A 17,400-nucleotide genomic window follows, 5' to 3' on the forward strand; every position below is an offset into this window, starting at 1 on the left:
GGTGGGATCGAGGTTGGGGGCGGGGTCGTTGGCGGGGGTGGGCTCAGGTCCGGTGTGGGCGGCGGTGTTAGGGGTGCCGGGGCTGGTGGCGAGGTGGGGGTGGGTGGCGGAGAGGGAGAAGGCTACGTCGGCGAGTTTGGCGCGGGCCGTGAGGGCGACCGTTTCGGCGCCGCGTCGCGAACGGACGAAGGCGAGGGTGCGGACGTCGGCGAGGACCAGGTCCGCCAGCAGGTCCGCGGCCTCGGCCGTGGCGGTGCGGCGGACGGGGGCGCCGCCCTCGCCGCGCAGTTCCGTCAGAGGCGGCTCCCACAGCGCGATGGTGGTCGCGCCCTTCGGCGAGCCGTCCTCGGTCACCTCGGCCATGTCGAGCCCCGTGAGCCGCTTGGCGAACGTTCCCGGCTCGCTGGCCGTGGCCGAGGCGAGCAGGAACGCCGGGCGGCTGCCGTAGCGGGCCGCGATGCGGCGCAGGCGGCGCAGGATCTGCGCGACGTGGGAGCCGAACACGCCCCTGTAGCCGTGGCACTCGTCGACGACCACGAGCCGCAGCCGCCGGAAGAACGACGACCACTGCGCATGCCGGGGCAGGATGCTCCGGTGCAGCATGTCGGGATTGGTCAGGACGTAGTTGGCGTGCTTGCGCACCCACGTACGTTCCTCGAACGGCGTGTCGCCGTCGAAGCAGGCCGCGCGCACCTGGGTGATGTGCAGGTCGCGGAGACTGCGGAGTTGGTCGGCGGCCAGCGCCTTGGTCGGCGTGAGATAGAGGACGGTGCCGCCGTCGAGACATGAGGCGACCGCCGGGGTGAGGTACGCGAGCGACTTCCCGGACGCCGTTCCTGTGGAGATGATCACGTTTAGGCCACGGTGAGCCAGGTCGGCTGCTTCGTACTGATGTGACCAGAGCCCCGCCACGCCCCGGTTCGCCAAGCGCGTAACCAGGACTTCCGGCGCCCATTTCGGCCATCCCACTTGACCCGCTTGACGTGCTGGAACATGCTCCACATGGGTGACACGCTCATGACGTGCGGGAACTCCGAGCAGGTGTTGGAGGAGTGGACCCGTTCGGTGTGGGGAGGAAGCGGAGGAAGTCACTGTTTCCAGTCTGCGTCCGTGGGCAAAGTCGCCGGGAATCGTGATTTCGTATAGACACAAGCCAGACGCGTGGTTGAATGCCGCGCGTCAGGGTCCGACAGTCGGGAGCCCCGCTCCAGACTGCCAGGCCCGCAAGAGTACTTTCGCAGGCGAGGCGCTGGAGGATCTGTGGATCTGAAGTTGGATCACCACAACGAGGACCGACTCACCATCGTCGAGGTCGAGGGTGAGATCGATGTCTACACGGCGCCGAGATTGCGTGAGCTTCTCATCGACCTGGTGAACAAGGGCAACTTCCACCTTCTCGTCAACATGGAGAAGGTCGACTTCCTCGACTCGACCGGTCTTGGCGTCCTGGTCGGCGGGCTCAAGCGAGTCCGCGCCCACGACGGCTCCCTTGAGCTGGTGTGCACCCAGGAGCGCATCCTCAAGATCTTCCGGATCACCGGTCTGACCAAGGTCTTCGGGATCTACGCTTCGGTCGACGAGGCCAAGGAAGCTCACGGCAAAGACAAGTAGATGGCCACTGTCGAGCTGACGTTCAGCGCTCTTCCCGCGCATGTGCGGACCGCCCGGCTGGTCGCGACCGCGATAGCCCGGCGCACCGGCGTGGAGGAGTCCCTGCTGGACGAAGTCAGGCTCGCCGTGGGTGAGGCGTGTTCCCGGGCGGTCGAGGCGCATCGCGTCCACTGCCCGGGCGAGCCCATCCGCATCGAGCTCCGAGACGATTCCGGGCGTTTCGAGGTCACGGTCAGCGACCAGGCGCCCAGCGACGAGATCAAACAGGAACAACCCCTCGATCTGGGCATGCTCTCCGACTCGTTCATGTCCGGCTTCGGCATCGCGGTCATCGCGGGCCTGGCGGACGACGTCGAGGTCTTCCCCAGCCCCAAGGGCATGCGCATCCGCATGAGCTGGCCCGCCGTGGCCAACGGCCGAACCGGCTGACCACCCACCCCCCTCCCGCGCACCCCCAACGCGAGGGAGGGGCAGGGCGTTCATCGATTCCAGCCTGGCCCCCATGTCTGCCTGGATCGCATCGCCGTGCTTGCCGGCCTCCCGTGGCACTTGAGGCCGTCCCTCGGCCCTCTCCCGCGTGGGGATGGGCGGGGTGCTCTCCCGCGCCCTCCGCCCTCCGCCCGGCCTGAGCGGCGTACGGTCCCGCCTGTGATGTACGGCGCGATGTACGGGGTGACGGAGCCAGGCAGGCGGTGCGTGGGCGTCCGATGCCCCCGGCCATCCTGCCCCGATGCCCTCGGGCTCCCCGGCCCCCGGCCCCGGCCTTCGGCTCCCCCCGGCCCCGGCCTTCGGCCCCCGGCCCGCCGTAAGCGTGGGGCTGTGTGCAGGAGCGTCGGTACGGGTGCCATGCGGTCGGGGCCGCCGCGAACCGCAGGGGAGAGGCGAAGGCGGGCTCCGTGCCGATCCGGCGAAGGCGGTGAACGGGGACGGGCGCAGGAGGCTGCCGCAGGGGCGTGACACCCGCGAAGCGAGTGAACGGGCGTTGTGGCTAGCCCGCCGCCCGGACTGGGCAGCCGGTGGGGTGGCCACGCGAGGTGGCTGGCGGGGTCGGCCTGCGAGACGGCCGGGGGTGGCCATGCGAGGTGGCTGGCGGGGTCGGCCTGCGAGACGGCCGGGGGTGGCCATGCGAGGTGGCTGGCGGGGTCGGCCTACGAGACGGCCGGGGTGGCCATGCGAGGTGGCGGCGGGGTCAGCTTGTGGGACGGCCGGTGGGGGGCCAAGCGAGACGGCCGATGGGTTCGGCGTGCGAGGTGGCCGGCGGGGTCATCAGCCGAGGGCTTGGGCGATCGGTGGGGGTGCTGGGGGATGGTGCGGAGCCCTTGGGGCCGATGTGGGAGGGTTTGGGGGCTCAGGGCCGCTGGGTGAGAGCTCGGCGCCTGGTCTTCGCCGGCTCGACGGGGCGTCGGGGGCGCTGTAGGGCCGTCAGAAGCGTCCGTGCGGCCGGTTGAGGGCAGTTGCGCGGTCCGGGGGCGGTGCGTGCACGTACGAGCTTCTGGAGGCCTTCGGGCGAACCTGGAGCTGCCACCGCCAGTGCACCCGCCTCTGACCGGTGGCCGATGAGCGGCGCGGGGCTGCGACGTGGCTCGGGCCCGGCAATGGGGAAGATCGGCGAAACGCCCGGGCGGCATTTTCGGTCAGCACTTTTCTCGCAGTAGTCACGCCCGTAAAGTGCCGGAAATATCATCTTCTACTTCGCGAATCGCCGTCCTGTCTGGGGCTTACTGGACAGGCGCGCAAATGCCCGCCCTCAGAGCCTTCATATCTGCGAATCCCCTGCGTAGACTCCCGGCACCGGCCAAGGTGATCCGGCGCACACTGCGGATTCAACCGGAAGCGGCACCCACAACCCGGATGGTGCCGCACCGCCCGCCGATATTGCAGCACCGCCCGGGCAGGACGACCGGTCTTGCCGAGGAGAACGATGTCAAGCCATCTGCTGGCACTGGAGCCAGCGTCCAATCTGGCCCTGAGTTCGAGCAATCTCACCATTGTGATCGTGGTCGCCGCGGTCGCGCTGATCGCGCTAGCCGTCGCCGGCGGTCTGGTGCGCGAGGTGCTGGCCGCTGACCAGGGCACGGAGCGCATGCAGAACATCGCCCGTGCCGTGCAGGAAGGGGCAGCCGCATACCTGACGCGGCAGTTCCGTACGCTGGCGATCTTCGTCGTCGTGATCCCCTTCCTGTTGCTGCTGCTTCCGGGCGAGACCGACGTACGTGTCGGCCGCTCGATCTTCTTCGTGGTCGGGGCGGTTTTCTCCGCGCTGACCGGGTTCATGGGCATGTGGCTGGCCGTGCGCGGCAACGTGCGCGTCGCCGCGGCCGCCCGCGAATCGGGCGAGAAGCGCGCGATGCGCATCGCGTTCCGCACCGGAGGCGTGGCCGGCATGTTCACGGTGGGCCTCGGCCTGCTGGGCGCGGCCGTCGTCGTCTTCTTCTACCAGGGCAACGCGCCGGGCGTGCTCGAAGGCTTCGGCTTCGGCGCCGCGCTGCTCGCGATGTTCATGCGTGTCGGCGGCGGCATCTTCACCAAGGCCGCCGACGTGGGCGCCGACCTGGTCGGCAAGGTCGAGCAGGGCATCCCTGAGGACGACCCGCGCAACGCCGCGACCATCGCCGACAACGTGGGCGACAACGTCGGCGACTGCGCCGGCATGGCGGCCGACCTGTTCGAGTCCTACGCCGTCATGCTCGTCGCGAGCCTCATCCTGGGCCGGGTGGCCTTCGGCGAGGAAGGGCTGATCTTCCCGCTGATCGTCCCGATGATCGGCGTGCTCACCGCGATCATCGGCATCTTCGTCACCCGCATGCGCGACCGCGACCGCAACGGCATGGCCGCGATCAACCGCAGCTTCTTCATCTCCGCGGCGATCTCGGCGGTGCTGGTCGCCGCCGCCGCGTTCTGGTACCTGCCCAGCAGCTTCAGCGGCCTGAGCGGCGCGCAGGTGCAGTCCGACGCCGACCCGCGGATCATCGCCATCGGCGCGGTGCTCATCGGACTGGTCCTGGCCAGCGCCATCCAGCTGCTCACCGGCTACTTCACCGAGACCAACCGCCGCCCGGTGCGCGAGATCGGCGAGAGCTCGGCGACCGGCCCGGCGACCGTCATCCTGGCCGGCATCAGCGTCGGCCTGGAATCGGCCGTCTACTCGGCGCTGATCATCGGCGGCGCGGTCTACGGCGCGTTCCTGCTCGGGTTCGGCAACGTGACGGTCGCGCTGTTCGCCGTCGCGCTCGCCGGCACCGGGCTGCTGACCACCGTCGGCGTCATCGTCTCCATGGACACCTTCGGCCCGGTCTCCGACAACGCGCAGGGCATCGCCGAGATGTCCGGCGACGTCGAGGGCGAGGGCGCCCGCGTCCTCACCAGCCTCGACGCGGTCGGCAACACCACCAAGGCCATCACCAAGGGCATCGCGATCGCCACGGCGGTGCTCGCGGCCACCGCGCTGTTCGGGGCGTTCCGGACGGCAGTGGAGAGCGAGCTGCCGCAGGGCGCCGTGTTCAACCTGGGCATCGACGCGCCGAACGTGCTGGTGGGCCTCATCATCGGCGCCGCGGTGGTGTTCCTGTTCTCCGGACTGGCGATCTCGGCCGTCGGCCGGGCCGCGATGCGCGTGGTCTTCGAGGTACGCGACCAGTTCCGCAACAACCCGGGCATCATGGACGGCAGCGTGAAGCCCGAGTACGGGCGCGTCGTCGACATCTGCACCCGCGACTCGCTGCGCGAGCTGGCCACGCCCGGCCTGCTGGCGGTCATGACGCCGATCGCGGTCGGCTTCGCGATGGGTTACGCGCCGCTGGGCGCGTTCCTCGCCGGTGCCATCGCGTGCGGCACGCTCATGGCGGTGTTCCTGTCCAACTCGGGCGGCGCCTGGGACAACGCCAAGAAGCTCGTCGAGGACGGTCACCACGGCGGCAAGGGGTCCGAGGCCCACGCGGCCACGGTCATCGGCGACACCGTCGGCGACCCGTTCAAGGACACCGCCGGTCCGGCCATCAACCCGCTGATCAAGGTGATGAACCTGGTGGCGCTCCTGGTCGCGCCGGCCGTGGTGCTGTACGCGGACAACGCGATGCTGCGCATCGGGATGACCGTGGTGGCCGTGGGCGTGGTGGTCGTGGCCATCATCGTCTCCAAGCGCCGCTCGGTGAACGCCGAGCCGGCCAACAACGACAACCACCGCGAGCAGGAGCCCGTGGCCTCCTGACCCGCCCGCGAACGCCCGCTCCCGAGCCTGGGGGCGGGCGTTCGCAGTGCCTGCCCCGGTGAGCACTCCCCGTAGCCTCCCGACCGGCCTGTGAGCGCCCCGCCCCGTAGCCTCCCGACCGGCCCCGCCCCCTCCTGACCCGTCCGCGATCCCCCCGGGCGTTACGGTGCGGCCGTGGTCATCCGGGAGGGGTGTTCGCCGGGCGGGCGGCCCCGGTGGGAAACTGGGCGGATGGACGAGAAGCCGCCCAACGGCGGGAAGACGCTGGCCATCATCCTGCTCGCGATGCTGGCGATCCTGGCGGTGCTCGTAGGGCTGGCCGTGTGGGCGTCGAGATGACGGGGCCGCGTACGTTGATCGTGCTGCGGCACGCCAAGGCCGCCCAGGACGCCGGCGTCCCGGACCGGGAGCGGCCGCTGACGGAGCGGGGCGAGCGTGACGCGGTGCGGGCGGGGGCGGAGATCAGGGCGCTGGGCCTGGAGCCCGACCTGGTGATCTGCTCGCCGAGCCGGCGCACCACGCGCACCGCGGAGCTGGCCTTCCCGGGCGTCGAGGTCGACTACCAGCGGGACGTCTACGGCGCCTGGCCGGAGGAGCTGCTGGAGATCGTGCGCAGGGCGGATCCGGAGCGCCGGACGGTGGTGCTGTGCGGGCACAATCCGGGCGCCCTGGATCTGGCGATGCAGCTCACGGGCGGCGATTTCGGCTTCCGGCCGGGGGCGTTCGCGGTGATGGAGGTGGAGTCGGCGTGGGCGGAGCTGTGGCCGGGCGGCGGCCGCCTGGTCACGCTGTGGGACCCCAAGGAGCCGTGAGCAGCGCGTCCTCGGCGTCGGCGGCCTCGACCTCGTCCCGGGAGATGCCGAGCAGGTAGAGGATGGAGTCGAGGTAGGGCGTGTTGACGGCGGTGTCGGCGGCCTGCCGGACGACGGGTTTGGCGTTGAAGGCGACGCCGAGCCCGGCGGTGGCGATCATGTCGAGGTCGTTGGCGCCGTCGCCGATGGCGACGGTCTGGCTGATGGGCAGCCCGGCCTCCTTGGCGAACCGCTCCAGGGCCCTGGCCTTGCCGGGGCGGTCGACGATCTCGCCGACGACGCGGCCGGTGAGCTTGCCGTCGACGACTTCGAGCACGTTGGCGGCGGAGTAGTCGATGCCGAGGTCGTCGACGAGCGCGTCGGTGATCTGGGTGAAGCCGCCGCTGACGATGGCGAAGCGGTAGTCGAGCCGCTTGAGGGTGCGGACGAGGGTGCGGGCGCCGGGGGTGAGCACGACTTCCTTGCGCACCTGCTCGAACACCTCGGCGGGCAGCCCTTCGAGGAGGGCGACGCGGCGGCGCAGCGATTCGGCGAAGTCGAGTTCGCCGCGCATGGCCTCCTCAGTGACGCGGGCGACCTCGTCGAGGCAGCCGGCGTGGGCGGCGAGCAGCTCGATGACCTCACCCTGGATGAGGGTGGAGTCGACGTCCATCACGATGAGCCGCTTGGCCCGCCGGGACAGCCCGGTGCGCTGCACGGCGACGTCGACCTGCTGGAGGGCGGCCTCGGCGGCGAGCTCGATGCGCAGGGCGTCGGGGTTGGCGCCGGAGACGGACAGCTCGATGCAGGTGACGGGCCACTGGGCGAGGCGTTCGATGCGGTCGATGTTGGCGCCGGCGGCGGCGATGCGCCCGGCGATGCCGGCGATGGCGGCGGGCTGGAGGGTGGGGCCGAGGACGCTGACCGACAGCCGGCCGCGGCGGCGCTGTTCCTTGGCCGTGGAGCCGGTGGAGAGCTCGACCTCCATGCCGAGGTCCTCGGCGATCTGCTCGACGGCGGTCCACATGGCGCCGAGCGTGGTGCCGGTGCCGGTGGAGGGGCCGCCGGCGTAGGCGACGAGCACGCCGAGGGTGAGCCTGCCGCGGATGACGACCTGCTCGATGTCGGCCACGGTCACCGGAAAACCAGACAGGACGGAGAAAAGTCTCGAAGTAACGCCCGGGCGGTCAGGGCCGGTAAATGTGATCAGGAGGGTGCGCTGGTCCACATTCAGCCACGGTACTGCGCCCGTTCGTGTGCTCGCGTACCAGGTGCCCTCCTATGCCGAGAGGATCAGGTGGGTGTCGCCGAACTCGTGCCACAGGTACCGCTCCCGTATCGCCGCCTCGTAGGCCCGCCTGAGCGGCTCCTCGCCGGCGATGGCGGTGAGCATCTGCAGGTGGCTGGAGCGCGGCTCGTGCAGGCCGGTGATCAGCCCGGTGACCGCGCGGACGCCGTCGTCGGGCGTGACGACGCGGGTGGTCCAGCCGGTCGAGGCCGACACCCGCCCGTCGGCGCCCGCGGCGGTCTCCAGCGCGCGCACCACGGTCGTGCCCGCCGCCACCACCCGGCCGCCGCTCCGCCTGGCCAGGTTGACCAGCCGGGCGGTGGACTCGGGCACCTCGTAGCGCTCGGCGTACGGGGGCTCGTCCTTCTCGGGTGAGGCCACGCCGGTGTGCAGGGTGATGGGCGCGATGCCGATGCCGCCGGCCACCAGCGCGGTCACCAGCTCGGCGGAGAACGGCCGCCCGGCGCTGGGCATCTCGGCGCTGCCCGGCACGGTCGCGAACACGGTCTGGTAGGCGTCCAGCGGCCAGTCGCGCTCCACGTACGAGTAGCGGATGGGGGCGCCGTGCTCGCGCAGGTAGGCGGGCACGTCGCGGTCGAGGGAGGCCCGCCACAGGCGCGGCGTCTCCCGGCCGAGCAGCCGCAGCGTGGCGCGTCCCGGCAGCGGCAGCCACTCGCCTGCCTCGCCGCCCAGGTACGGCTCCGACGCGGTGGACGTACGGCGGCGCAGCTCGACCAGCCAGGTGCCGTCGTCGCGGGCGGTGGAGAAGTGCACCGCGAGCCGGTCCAGCCGGACGGCGGCCGGCAGGGTCGCGGAGTTGTTGACCACGATCAGGTCGCCGGGAGAGAGCAGGCCGGGCAGGTCGGTGAAGCGCCGGTGCAGGGGCTCGCCCGCGCCGGGGGAGACCAGCAGCCGCACCCCGTCCCTGGTCAGCCCGCGCGCCTCGGGCGGCTCGTGGGCGGACAGCGCGGGCGGGAGCGCGAAGTCGAGTGCCGTGCTCATTGCAGGCTCACCCTGCCGCTCGCGGGCCGGGTCCTGATCAGGTCGTGCAGCGTGGCGGCGACCTTGGCGGGGTCGCCCGCGGCGGCGGCCTCGTCGGCGCCCACGGCGTCGGCCAGCATGCGGGTGTTCATCTCGCCGGGGTCGACCCACCAGACGGCCAGGCCGGGCTCCTCGGCGGCGAGCACGTTGGAGAGCTGGTCGAGCGCGGCCTTCGTGGCGCCGTAGCCGCCCCAGCCCGGGTAGGCGCCGGTGGCGGCGTCGGAGGAGACGTTCACGACGGCGCCGCGCCGGGCGCGCAGCGCGGGCAGCGTGGCCTGGACGAGCGCCAGGGGCGCGGTCACGTTCGTCTCCAGCAGCTCCCTGAACTCGGCCAGCGGATACGCGGCCAGCGACGGCAGCGGGGTCGCGCCGAGCCCGCTGGCGTTGTTGACCAGCAGGTCCAGCTCGGGTACGGCCGCCGCGAGGCGGGCGACGTGGGCGGGATCGCGCACGTCGCCGGGCAGCGCGGTGGCGCCCAGCTCGGCGGCGGCCCGGTCGAGGTCGGCCGCTCCTCTGGCGGTGAGCACGAGGTTCCAGCCGGCGCCCGCCAGGGACCTGGCCAGGGCGAGGCCGAGACCGCGGGAGGCGCCGGTGATGAGTGCGGTGTTCGTCATGACTCGACGGTAGGAACCGGCGGACGCGGGCACATCGGTCGCTGGCCCCGCCCGCGGCTGGGCACTTCGTCCTAGGACCTTAGAGTGGACCGCGTGACGGCGGACCGAGACGAGATCCTGCAGGCGGTGAGCTCCGCCGTGCTCGCGGTCACCCGGCACCTGTCGGTGCGGGAGGTGCTGCAGGTCATCGTGCGCTCGGCGCAGCGGCTGCTGGACGCCCGCTACGCGGCTCTCGGCGTGCCCGATGACGACGGCTCGTTCGCCGAGTTCGTCGCCGAGGGCATCACCGACAAGCAGTGGGACGCGATCGGCCCGCTGCCCCGCCAGCATGGCATGCTCGGCGCGATGCTCCGCGACGGGGTCCCGGTCCGGCTGCCCGACCTGCGCGAGGACGAGCGGTTCGAATACTGGCCGAAGGCGCATCCGGTGATGAAGGACTTCCTCGGGGTCCCCATCCTCGACGGCCGCCAGACGCTCGGCATCATCTTCCTGGCCAACAAGCGCACGCCCGGCGGTTTCACCCAGGCCGACCAGGAGCTGCTGACGCTGTTCGCCGCGCACGCCGCCATCGCGCTGACCAACGCGCGGCTGTACGAGCGGGGCCGCGAGCTGGCCATGCTGGAGGAGCGCAACCGGATGGCGCGCGAGCTGCACGACGCCGTCACGCAGAAGCTGTTCTCGCTCCGGCTCACCGCGCAGGCCGCCGCCGCGCTGGTGGAGAGCGCGCCGGACAAGGCCGCCGCCGAGCTGGAGCGGGTGCAGCGCCTGGCCGGCGAGGCGCTGGCGGAGCTGCGCGCGGTGATCGTGGAGCTGCGTCCGGCGGAGCTCGACCGGCACGGGCTGTCGGAGACGTTGCGCAAGCACGTGCGCATGCTCGACCGGCTGCACCCGGCCTCGGTCAGCTACGAGTGCGCCGAGGTGCCGCCGCTGGGCTCGGAGTCGGAGGTGGTGGTGCTGCGGGTGGCGCAGGAGGCGCTGCACAACGCGCTCAGGCACTCCGGCGCCTCCGAGGTGGCCGCCAAGCTGTCGCACGAGGGCGGCAGGCTGGTGCTGACCGTGCACGACAACGGCAGCGGCTTCGAGCACGGCGAGACCCGGGGGCTCGGCCTGGTGTCGATGCGTGACAGGGCCGAGTCGGTGGGCGGGCGGATGAGCGTCGAGTCCGCCCCTGGCCGTGGGACGACCGTACGCGTGGAGGTGGACGTGTGATCCGGGTGCTGATCGCCGACGACCATCCGGTGGTGCGGCAGGGCCTGCGCACCTTCCTCGACCTGCAGGACGACATCACGGTGGTGGGCGAGGCGGCCGACGGGGAGCAGGCCGTCGCCCTGGTCGGCGAGCTCGCGCCCGACGTGCTGCTGCTCGACCTGAGGATGCCGGTGCTCGACGGCCTCGGCGCGCTCGGCAGGCTGACCGGCTCGGCGACCCGGGTACTGGTGCTGACCTCGGTGAGCGACCGGTCCGACGTGGGGCCGGCGATGCGCGCGGGCGCGTCGGGGTTCCTCTACAAGGACGTCGACCCGACCGCACTCGTGCAGGCCGTGCGCGCCGTGCACGAGGGCCAGGTGCTGCTGGCGCCGGAGGCGGCGGAGGCGATGCTCAACGGCGGCGGCTCGGGCGTGCCCACGTCGGTGCCGCTGACCGAGCGCGAGCGGGAGGTGCTGGCGCTGATCGCGGCGGGCCGGTCCAACCGGGAGATCGCCCGCAGCCTGGCGGTCGCGGAGAAGACGGTCAAGACGCACGTGTCGAACGTGCTGATGAAGCTGGGGGTGCAGGACCGGACCCAGGCCGCGCTCTACGCGGTCCGGCACGGCCTGACCTGATCAGCGTCCCTGCTCGTTCCTGACCGGCTCGAAGATCGCGTGGTGCGCGGCCACGACGGCGCGGCGCACGGCGCGGTCCAGCTCGCGCAGGGCGGCCCCGGCGTCGGCGAGCTGGCCCGCGGTGAGCCCGCGCTCCTCGGCCAGCCGCAGCACCGCGCCGAGCCGCGTGGCGAGCGCCGACACGCGGTGGGCGCGCCCCGGATAGCCGGGGGCGAGCTCGCCGCCCTGCCCGACGTGCTCGGGGCGGCTCTGCGCGGGCCCGCCGACGGACGTGAGCGCCTGCGTGGCCGACCGCATGGCCTCCGACAGCTCCCGCTCCGCCTCGGCCACCGACGGCAGGTCCTGCCGGGCGGGCCCGGTTTCCTGTACGTCCAGCCGTACGCCGACATAGGACGACCCGCGCAGATCGAGCGACGGGACCAGGCCGAGACACCGGTCGGGCAGCACCGCGATGACGGCCTGCCCGGCGTCGACCGCGGCGGAGTTGAACGACGGCGGCCCGGACAGCCCGAGCGGGTCGCCGGGCGCCGGGAGCGCCAGGCGGAGCTCGGCGAGCCGGTCGGCACGCAGGTTTGCCAGGTAGCGGCGCAGCGGCACCTCGCCGGCGACGGTGGGCCCGCCGACGGCTTCGACGTGGTCGACGGCCTCGTCAAGACCGACATGACCGGCGAGCCAGGCGTTCCCCCAGGCGACGAGCGCGGCACAGACAGGCGATTCAGGGTGCACCGATCCACGATAAGCGCTCGCCCTGCAATAGGTTTGTCCCAAGGGTCACTCCTGGAGGAGGAACGGGGATGGGTGGTCAGGTGCTGCGGTTCCAGGATGTCGCCTACAGGCGCGACGGGGCGACCCTGCTACGCGGCATCGACTGGACGGTCGAGGAGGACGAACGCTGGGTCGTGCTCGGGCCGAACGGGGCGGGGAAGACGACGTTGCTGCAGGTGGCGGCCACGCTGCTGCATCCCAGCGACGGGGTGGCCGAGGTGCTGGGGGAGCGCATCGGCGTGGCCGACGTGTTCGACCTGCGCCCGCGCATCGGGCTGGCCAGCTCCGCGCTGGCCGAGCGCATCCCGCCGGACGAGAAGGTCATCGACCTGGTGCTCACCGCCTCCTACGCGCTGCTGGGGCGGTGGACGGAGGAGTACGACTCCAACGACGTCACGCGGGCCGTCGAGCTGATCGACATGATGGGCGCCGCCCATCTGATCCGGCGGCGGTTCGCCTCGTTGTCGGAGGGTGAGCGCAAGCGGGTGCAGATCGCCCGCGCGCTCATGCCCGACCCGGAGATGCTGCTGCTCGACGAGCCGGCGGCCGGGCTCGACGTGGGCGGGCGGGAGGACCTGGTGCGGCGGCTGTCGGTGCTCGCGGGCGACTACCGCTCGCCCGCGCTGGTGCTGGTGACGCATCACGTGGAGGAGATCCCGGCCGGGTTCACGCACGGGCTGCTGCTGCGTCACGGCTCGGTGGTGGCTCAGGGGCCGCTGGAGCACGTGATGACGGCCGACAACCTGTCGCAGACGTTCGGCGTGCCGCTCGCCCTCGACCGCAGCGCCCAGGGCCGCTGGTACGTCAGGCCGTACTAGCGCAGCGCCTCGACCGGCTCCAGCCGGGCCGCCCGCAGCGCCGGGTAGAGCCCGGCCAGCAGGCCGACCAGCGCGCCCGCGACCGGCGCGGCCAGGGCGAGGCGGACGTCGAGCAGCGGCGTCCAGCGCTGGACGGCCGACACGGCGACGACGGCGACGACGCCCACGCTGGTCCCGATCACCCCGCCGGCCAGCCCGACCAGCGTCGACTCCAGCAGAAACTGGCCGGCGACGTGCCTGCGGGCAGCGCCGAGCGCCCGGCGCAGCCCGATCTCGGGCACCCGTTCCATCACGGTGACGAGCGTGACGTTGGCGATGCCGACCGCGCCGACCACCAGCGACACCAGGCCGAGGATGAGGAACAGGCCGTTGAGGTCGTTCTGGACGCCGTCGCGGGCACGCTCGGGGCTGGGCGGCTTGACGACCTGGAGCAGGGCGTGGTCGGCGGGGCTGAGCGCGAGCGGGGCCTGGCGGGCGACCAGGTCGGCGGCCCCGAGGTCGGTGGCGACCAGCACGCGGGTGACGTCGCGCAGCCCGAACTCGGCGCCGGCCGTGGGCGGCACGATGACGGCGCCGGTCAGGATGCGCTCCCGCTTCAGGTCGCCGACGACGCCGATGACGCTGTAGGGGCGGCCGCCGACGAAGATCGCGGGCTGTCCGTCCAGGCCGCCGATGCCGAGCATCCGCGCAGCCTGCTCGCCGAGCACGGCCACGCGGTCGCCGCGCCGCACGTGCCCGGCGTCGAAGAAGCGGCCCCGGACCATCCGGCCCCGGGCGGCCTGCGGCAGGCTCGGCGTGGCGGCCACGACGGCGAGCGACTGGCCGGTGATCCGGGTGGGGTCCACCAGGGCGTTGGCGGTCACCGTCAGGTTGGAGCTCTCCTCCGTCTGGGCGATCGCGGTGACGGCGGCGACGCCGCGCAGCCGGGTGAGCTCATCGGCGGCCTCCCAGGTGACCAGCGGGTCGTCGTCCCGCGGCACCTCGACGGTGAGCGCGGTCGCGCTCAGCTCGTCGAACCGGCCGACGATCTGGTTGCCCGCCGTGCCGGCGACGCCCAGCGTGACGACCAGCGTGGCGATGCCGATCACGGTGCCGAGCGTCGTCAGGGCCGAGCGCAGCGGGCGGGCCAGCACGCCGGCGAGGGCCTCCGTCCAGAGATCGCGCGGATCCACCCGTTCACTCCTCCGTCAGGATGCCGTCGGTGATGCGCACCCGCCGTCCGGCACGCGCGCTCACCTCGTCCTCGTGGGTGATGACCACGATCGTGTGCCCCTGCTCGCGCAGCTCGTCGAGCAGGTCGAGGACCAGGGCGGTGTTGCGGCTGTCGAGGTTGCCGGTGGGCTCGTCGCACAGCAGCAGCGAGGGCCGCCCCATCAGCGCGCGGGCGATGGCGGCGCGCTGTCTCTCGCCGCCCGACAGGCGTCCGGGCATGAACCCGGCGCGGTGCGTCATCCCCACCCGCTCCAGCGCCCGTTCGGCGCGCCGCCACCGGTTGCGCCGGTCGCCGCCGTACACCTCGGCCAGGGCCACGTTCTCCAGCACGGTCCGGTGCGGGAGCAGGTGGAACGCCTGGAAGACGAAGCCGATCCGGCTGCCGCGCACCCGGGTCCGCGCGCCGTCCTTCAGTGTGGTCGTCTCGATCCCGTCCAGCCGGTACGACCCCGAGGTGGGCCGGTCGAGCAGGCCCAGCGTGTTGAGCAGCGTGGACTTGCCGGAGCCCGACGGGCCCACGACGGCCACGTAGTCGCCCTTCGCCACGCTCAGCGACACCCGGTGCAGCGCCCGCACGGGCGGGTCGGCGGGGAACTCCCGGCTGACGTCGGTGAGCCGGATGACCGGGTCATCCATCGCTGACCACCACCCGGTCGCCCTCCTTGAGCGCGGCCGTCCGTACCGGGGTGATCTGGACGGTTCCGTGCGCGGTGAGCCCGGTGCGCACCTCGACGTCCTGGGCGCGGTCGGGGGCGCTCTCCACGCGCACCCGCGCCCGGCCGTCGGCCGAGGTGACCACCGCCGTGACGGGGACGGTCAGCACCGCGCTCCTGGTCGAGCCCACGGCGATCTTCACGGTCACCGGCGCGCCCACGGCGGCGCGCAGGCCCTTCGCGGCGGCGGGCGTGATGAGGACGGGCACCGTGCCCACGCCGGGCTCCGCGTCCGCGGCCCTGTCCACCCGCGCGCCGGGGCCCTTGGCGGTCAGCCGCGCCCGGTACGTGCGGCCGTCGGACAGCTCGACCACCGCGGCCATGCCAGGCTTGAGCAGTCTGCCTTCGGCCTCGCCGACGGAGCCGGTGACCATGAACGCGGTGTTGGTGACGGTGGCCACCTCGTCCTCGACCCGTTCGCCGGCCCGCGCCTCGGCCTTGTGCAGCCGGGCGGGCAGTTTCGGGAGGAACACGATCTCGCCGGGCGGGACGCTGACCCCGTACGTCCTGCGGTACTCGGCCAGCGTGGCCCGCGCGCTCGCCACGTTCCGGCGCCCGTTGGCGATCTTCAGGCGCAGCGGCGAGGTCTCCTTGGCGCGCTTCAGCGCCTGGCCGGCGGTGAGCACGGCCTCCTCGGCGGTCCTGACGGCCTTGCGGAGCTCCGCCAGGCGCGCGTCCCTGGTGGTCGCGGCCTCCTCCAGGAAGAGGTCCACGGCCCGCTGCGCCGACTCCAGGTCCCGCTCGGCGTTGGCCGCCTTGAGCTCCAGCAGCCGCCTGTCGTCCTCGGGCTTGGCCGCGGCGAGCGCCTGGCGGGCGGCCAGCAGCTCCTCCTCGGCGGCGCGTACGGCCTGGTGCAGGGCATCGAGCCTGCCCTCGTCCGCGGGGGTCGTCTCCGCCTGCTCGGCCTCGGCGAGCGCGCTCTCGGCCTCGGCCAGATCCTGGCGGGCGTGGTCGAGCGCGACCTTGAGCGGCCGCACCTCGCGGCCCGCCTCCAGCGCCTTGCGGTCGGTCAGCAGCGTCTCCTCGGCGGTCTGTACGGCCTGGCGGAGCTGGTCGAGCGTCTGCCGGGCGGTCAGGTCGGGTTCCTGGGCCCGGTAGCCCTTCCTGGCGTACCAGCGCCGGACGGCGGAGGCGGTGGCCGCGTCGAACACCCCGGTGGCCGCCGTGCCGTGGCCGAAGCGCCGCAGCGCCCGCTGGAGCTGCCGGACGTCGGCGCCCTCGGTGCCGGGGGCGATCGTCCGGTGCATCGGCACCCTGCCTTCGAGCGCGAACACCGGCCGGCCGTTGACCTCCATCAGGACCGACCCCTCGGCGAGCCGGCCGGGGCGCGGGGCGCGGGTGACGCGCTGCGCCTCGGCCGTGCCGCCGACCGCCCCGGCGAGCGTGACGGGCAGCGGCGAGCCGTACTCCAGGGTGCCGCTGACCGCGACGGTGCTGGTCAGCTTCTGCCGCCGCACCGGCGCGGTCACCAGCGACGGCGCGGGCGCCTGGCGGGCGGCGGCCTCGTCGGCGGGGGAGCGCAGCCGGGAGCCCACCGCCCAGCCGGTGCCCGCGATGACGAGCACGCCGGCCAGGACGCCGCCCAGCACCCGCCGGGGACGCCGGGTCACGACCGCTCCATGGCGAACTCCTCCAGCATGCGGCGGTCGATCTCGGTCTTCCTCGGCTGGTAGGCCGCGTAGAAGTCCTTGCCGCACTCCAGGTCGTCCAGTGCCGCCTTGATCTCCTTGTCCAGGTACGGCCTGGCCTGGTCGGCGGTCATCTCCGGGATGATGATCGCGTTCTCGTTCTTGGACCCGGCCATGCCCGGCTGCTGCTCGCGGCCGATCTCGGTCATCTCGTCCTGGAACCGGTCAGGCCCCCGCCGGGCCAGGGCCGAGGGCTTGGCCGAGGCGACCGCGTAGCCCTTGCCCTTGAGGCAGTCGCCCATGGCGGCGGCCAGGTCCACTAGGCCGGGGTCGCCGTCGATCTCGCGGGCCACGTTGCGCTTGACCGTCTGGGCGCCCTGCTTGAACAGGTCCATCTTGCTCTTCACGTCCTTGCCGAGGGCCTGCTTGGCCGCCTTGGAGTAGCAGGGGTCCAGGGCCGCGTAGTAGGCGCCGGTCTGGGTTTCCGACAGCGAGCTGACGATCTTGTCGTTGGGGTTCGAGGGGCCCGCGTCTCGGGGCATCGTGCCGGGGCCGTTCGGGTAGACGATGCTCGACCAGACGCCGAAGCCGTACTTGGCCCGGTGCGCCTTCGTGGCCTCGTAGTCGCCCGAGTCCCGCCTGCGTTCCTCGTCGGTCACCGTGGCGGCCGGGGGGACGTAGGGGACGTACTCGAAGCCCTTCTGCTTCATGCAGTCGGCCAGCACGGTCTGGAGCTGACGCTGGCGGTCCTGGGGTGACGGCTGGGCCGCCTCGGGCTGTGCGGCGGGCGTGCTTCCGCAGGCGGCGAGCGCCAGGGTCAGCAGGGCGGCGGTGGCGAGTCGTCGGTGCACGGTGAGCTCCTTGCGTTCGAGGGCATGGCGAACCGGGC

At 72.7% G+C, this 17,400-nt stretch carries 16 protein-coding genes; 7 read left to right on the top strand and 9 right to left on the bottom strand.

The features are described 5' to 3' along the window. A partial coding sequence (locus KME80_RS29005) for a DEAD/DEAH box helicase (RefSeq protein WP_504739726.1) occupies positions 1-1,092 on the bottom strand: 1,092 nt, incomplete at its 3' end. A gap of 168 nt (positions 1,093-1,260) precedes the next feature. Here KME80_RS29005 and KME80_RS29010 point away from each other — a divergent pair. The 4 genes from KME80_RS29010 (at position 1,261) to KME80_RS29025 (ending at position 6,630) form a co-directional block, all read left to right on the top strand. Beyond that, positions 1,261-1,611 (top strand): STAS domain-containing protein, encoded by a 351-nt coding sequence (locus KME80_RS29010; RefSeq protein ID WP_020542579.1) that lies wholly within the window; start codon positions 1,261-1,263, stop codon positions 1,609-1,611. Next, complete coding sequence (locus KME80_RS29015) at positions 1,612-2,040, top strand: ATP-binding protein (protein WP_219509553.1); 429 nt, start codon at positions 1,612-1,614, stop codon at positions 2,038-2,040. A gap of 1,492 nt (positions 2,041-3,532) precedes the next feature. Further along, complete coding sequence (locus KME80_RS29020; protein ID WP_219509554.1) at positions 3,533-5,818, top strand: sodium-translocating pyrophosphatase; 2,286 nt, start codon at positions 3,533-3,535, stop codon at positions 5,816-5,818. 335 nt (positions 5,819-6,153) lie between these two features. Further along, positions 6,154-6,630: a SixA phosphatase family protein gene (locus tag KME80_RS29025; protein WP_219509555.1), complete on the top strand. Its 477-nt coding sequence runs from the start codon at positions 6,154-6,156 to the stop codon at positions 6,628-6,630. Here the strand turns inward: KME80_RS29025 and serB are convergent. The 3 genes from serB to KME80_RS29040 are packed head-to-tail and all read right to left on the bottom strand — an operon-like array spanning position 6,602 to position 9,552. After that, positions 6,602-7,837 (bottom strand): phosphoserine phosphatase SerB, encoded by a 1,236-nt coding sequence (serB, locus tag KME80_RS29030; RefSeq protein ID WP_219509556.1) that lies wholly within the window; start codon positions 7,835-7,837, stop codon positions 6,602-6,604. The two genes, KME80_RS29025 and serB, sit on opposite strands and share 29 nt — an antisense overlap. Positions 7,838-7,888: 51 nt before the next feature. Next, on the bottom strand, positions 7,889-8,899 hold the full coding sequence (locus KME80_RS29035) for an S-adenosylmethionine:tRNA ribosyltransferase-isomerase (protein ID WP_219509557.1): 1,011 nt from the start codon (positions 8,897-8,899) through the stop codon (positions 7,889-7,891). After that, positions 8,896-9,552 carry an SDR family oxidoreductase gene (locus tag KME80_RS29040; RefSeq protein ID WP_219509558.1) on the bottom strand — a complete coding sequence of 219 codons (657 nt, stop codon included), beginning with the start codon at positions 9,550-9,552 and terminating at the stop codon, positions 8,896-8,898. The genes KME80_RS29035 and KME80_RS29040 overlap by 4 nt, the downstream gene beginning before the upstream one ends. Positions 9,553-9,645: 93 nt before the next feature. Between KME80_RS29040 and KME80_RS29045 the strand changes: the two genes are divergently transcribed. Together KME80_RS29045 and KME80_RS29050 are read left to right on the top strand one after the other, a co-directional pair. After that, positions 9,646-10,761, top strand: coding sequence for a GAF domain-containing sensor histidine kinase (locus KME80_RS29045; protein WP_308125972.1), 1,116 nt, complete (start codon positions 9,646-9,648; stop codon positions 10,759-10,761). Next, the gene (locus KME80_RS29050; protein WP_219509560.1) at positions 10,758-11,375 is read left to right on the top strand and encodes a response regulator; all 618 of its coding nucleotides are present in this window, start codon (positions 10,758-10,760) and stop codon (positions 11,373-11,375) included. The genes KME80_RS29045 and KME80_RS29050 overlap by 4 nt, the downstream gene beginning before the upstream one ends. On the opposite strand, the gene KME80_RS29055 is transcribed toward KME80_RS29050, so the two are convergent. Continuing rightward, positions 11,376-12,101, bottom strand: a complete 726-nt coding sequence (locus KME80_RS29055; RefSeq protein ID WP_219509561.1) for an Rv1486c family protein — start codon at positions 12,099-12,101, stop codon at positions 11,376-11,378. A 68-nt stretch (positions 12,102-12,169) separates the two neighbouring features. Between KME80_RS29055 and KME80_RS29060 the strand changes: the two genes are divergently transcribed. After that, complete coding sequence (locus KME80_RS29060; RefSeq protein ID WP_219509562.1) at positions 12,170-12,958, top strand: ABC transporter ATP-binding protein; 789 nt, start codon at positions 12,170-12,172, stop codon at positions 12,956-12,958. Here the strand turns inward: KME80_RS29060 and KME80_RS29065 are convergent. Genes KME80_RS29065 through KME80_RS29080 form a run of 4 tightly spaced genes read right to left on the bottom strand, consistent with a single transcriptional unit; the run spans position 12,955 to position 17,362 of the window. Further along, positions 12,955-14,130 (bottom strand): ABC transporter permease, encoded by a 1,176-nt coding sequence (locus KME80_RS29065; protein WP_219509563.1) that lies wholly within the window; start codon positions 14,128-14,130, stop codon positions 12,955-12,957. The two genes, KME80_RS29060 and KME80_RS29065, sit on opposite strands and share 4 nt — an antisense overlap. Positions 14,131-14,134: 4 nt before the next feature. Continuing rightward, positions 14,135-14,806, bottom strand: a complete 672-nt coding sequence (locus KME80_RS29070) for an ABC transporter ATP-binding protein (protein ID WP_219509564.1) — start codon at positions 14,804-14,806, stop codon at positions 14,135-14,137. Beyond that, positions 14,799-16,493 carry a peptidoglycan-binding protein gene (locus KME80_RS29075; protein ID WP_308125973.1) on the bottom strand — a complete coding sequence of 565 codons (1,695 nt, stop codon included), beginning with the start codon at positions 16,491-16,493 and terminating at the stop codon, positions 14,799-14,801. The genes KME80_RS29070 and KME80_RS29075 overlap by 8 nt, the downstream gene beginning before the upstream one ends. Beyond that, entirely contained in the window at positions 16,490-17,362 is an 873-nt protein-coding gene (locus KME80_RS29080; RefSeq protein ID WP_219509565.1) for a hypothetical protein, read from the bottom strand. Before KME80_RS29080 ends, KME80_RS29075 begins: the two co-directional genes overlap by 4 nt. Positions 17,363-17,400 lie beyond the last annotated feature (38 nt).

The sequence above is a fragment of the Nonomuraea ceibae genome, from assembly GCF_019396325.1.
GTDB classification, from domain to species: domain Bacteria; phylum Actinomycetota; class Actinomycetes; order Streptosporangiales; family Streptosporangiaceae; genus Nonomuraea; species Nonomuraea ceibae.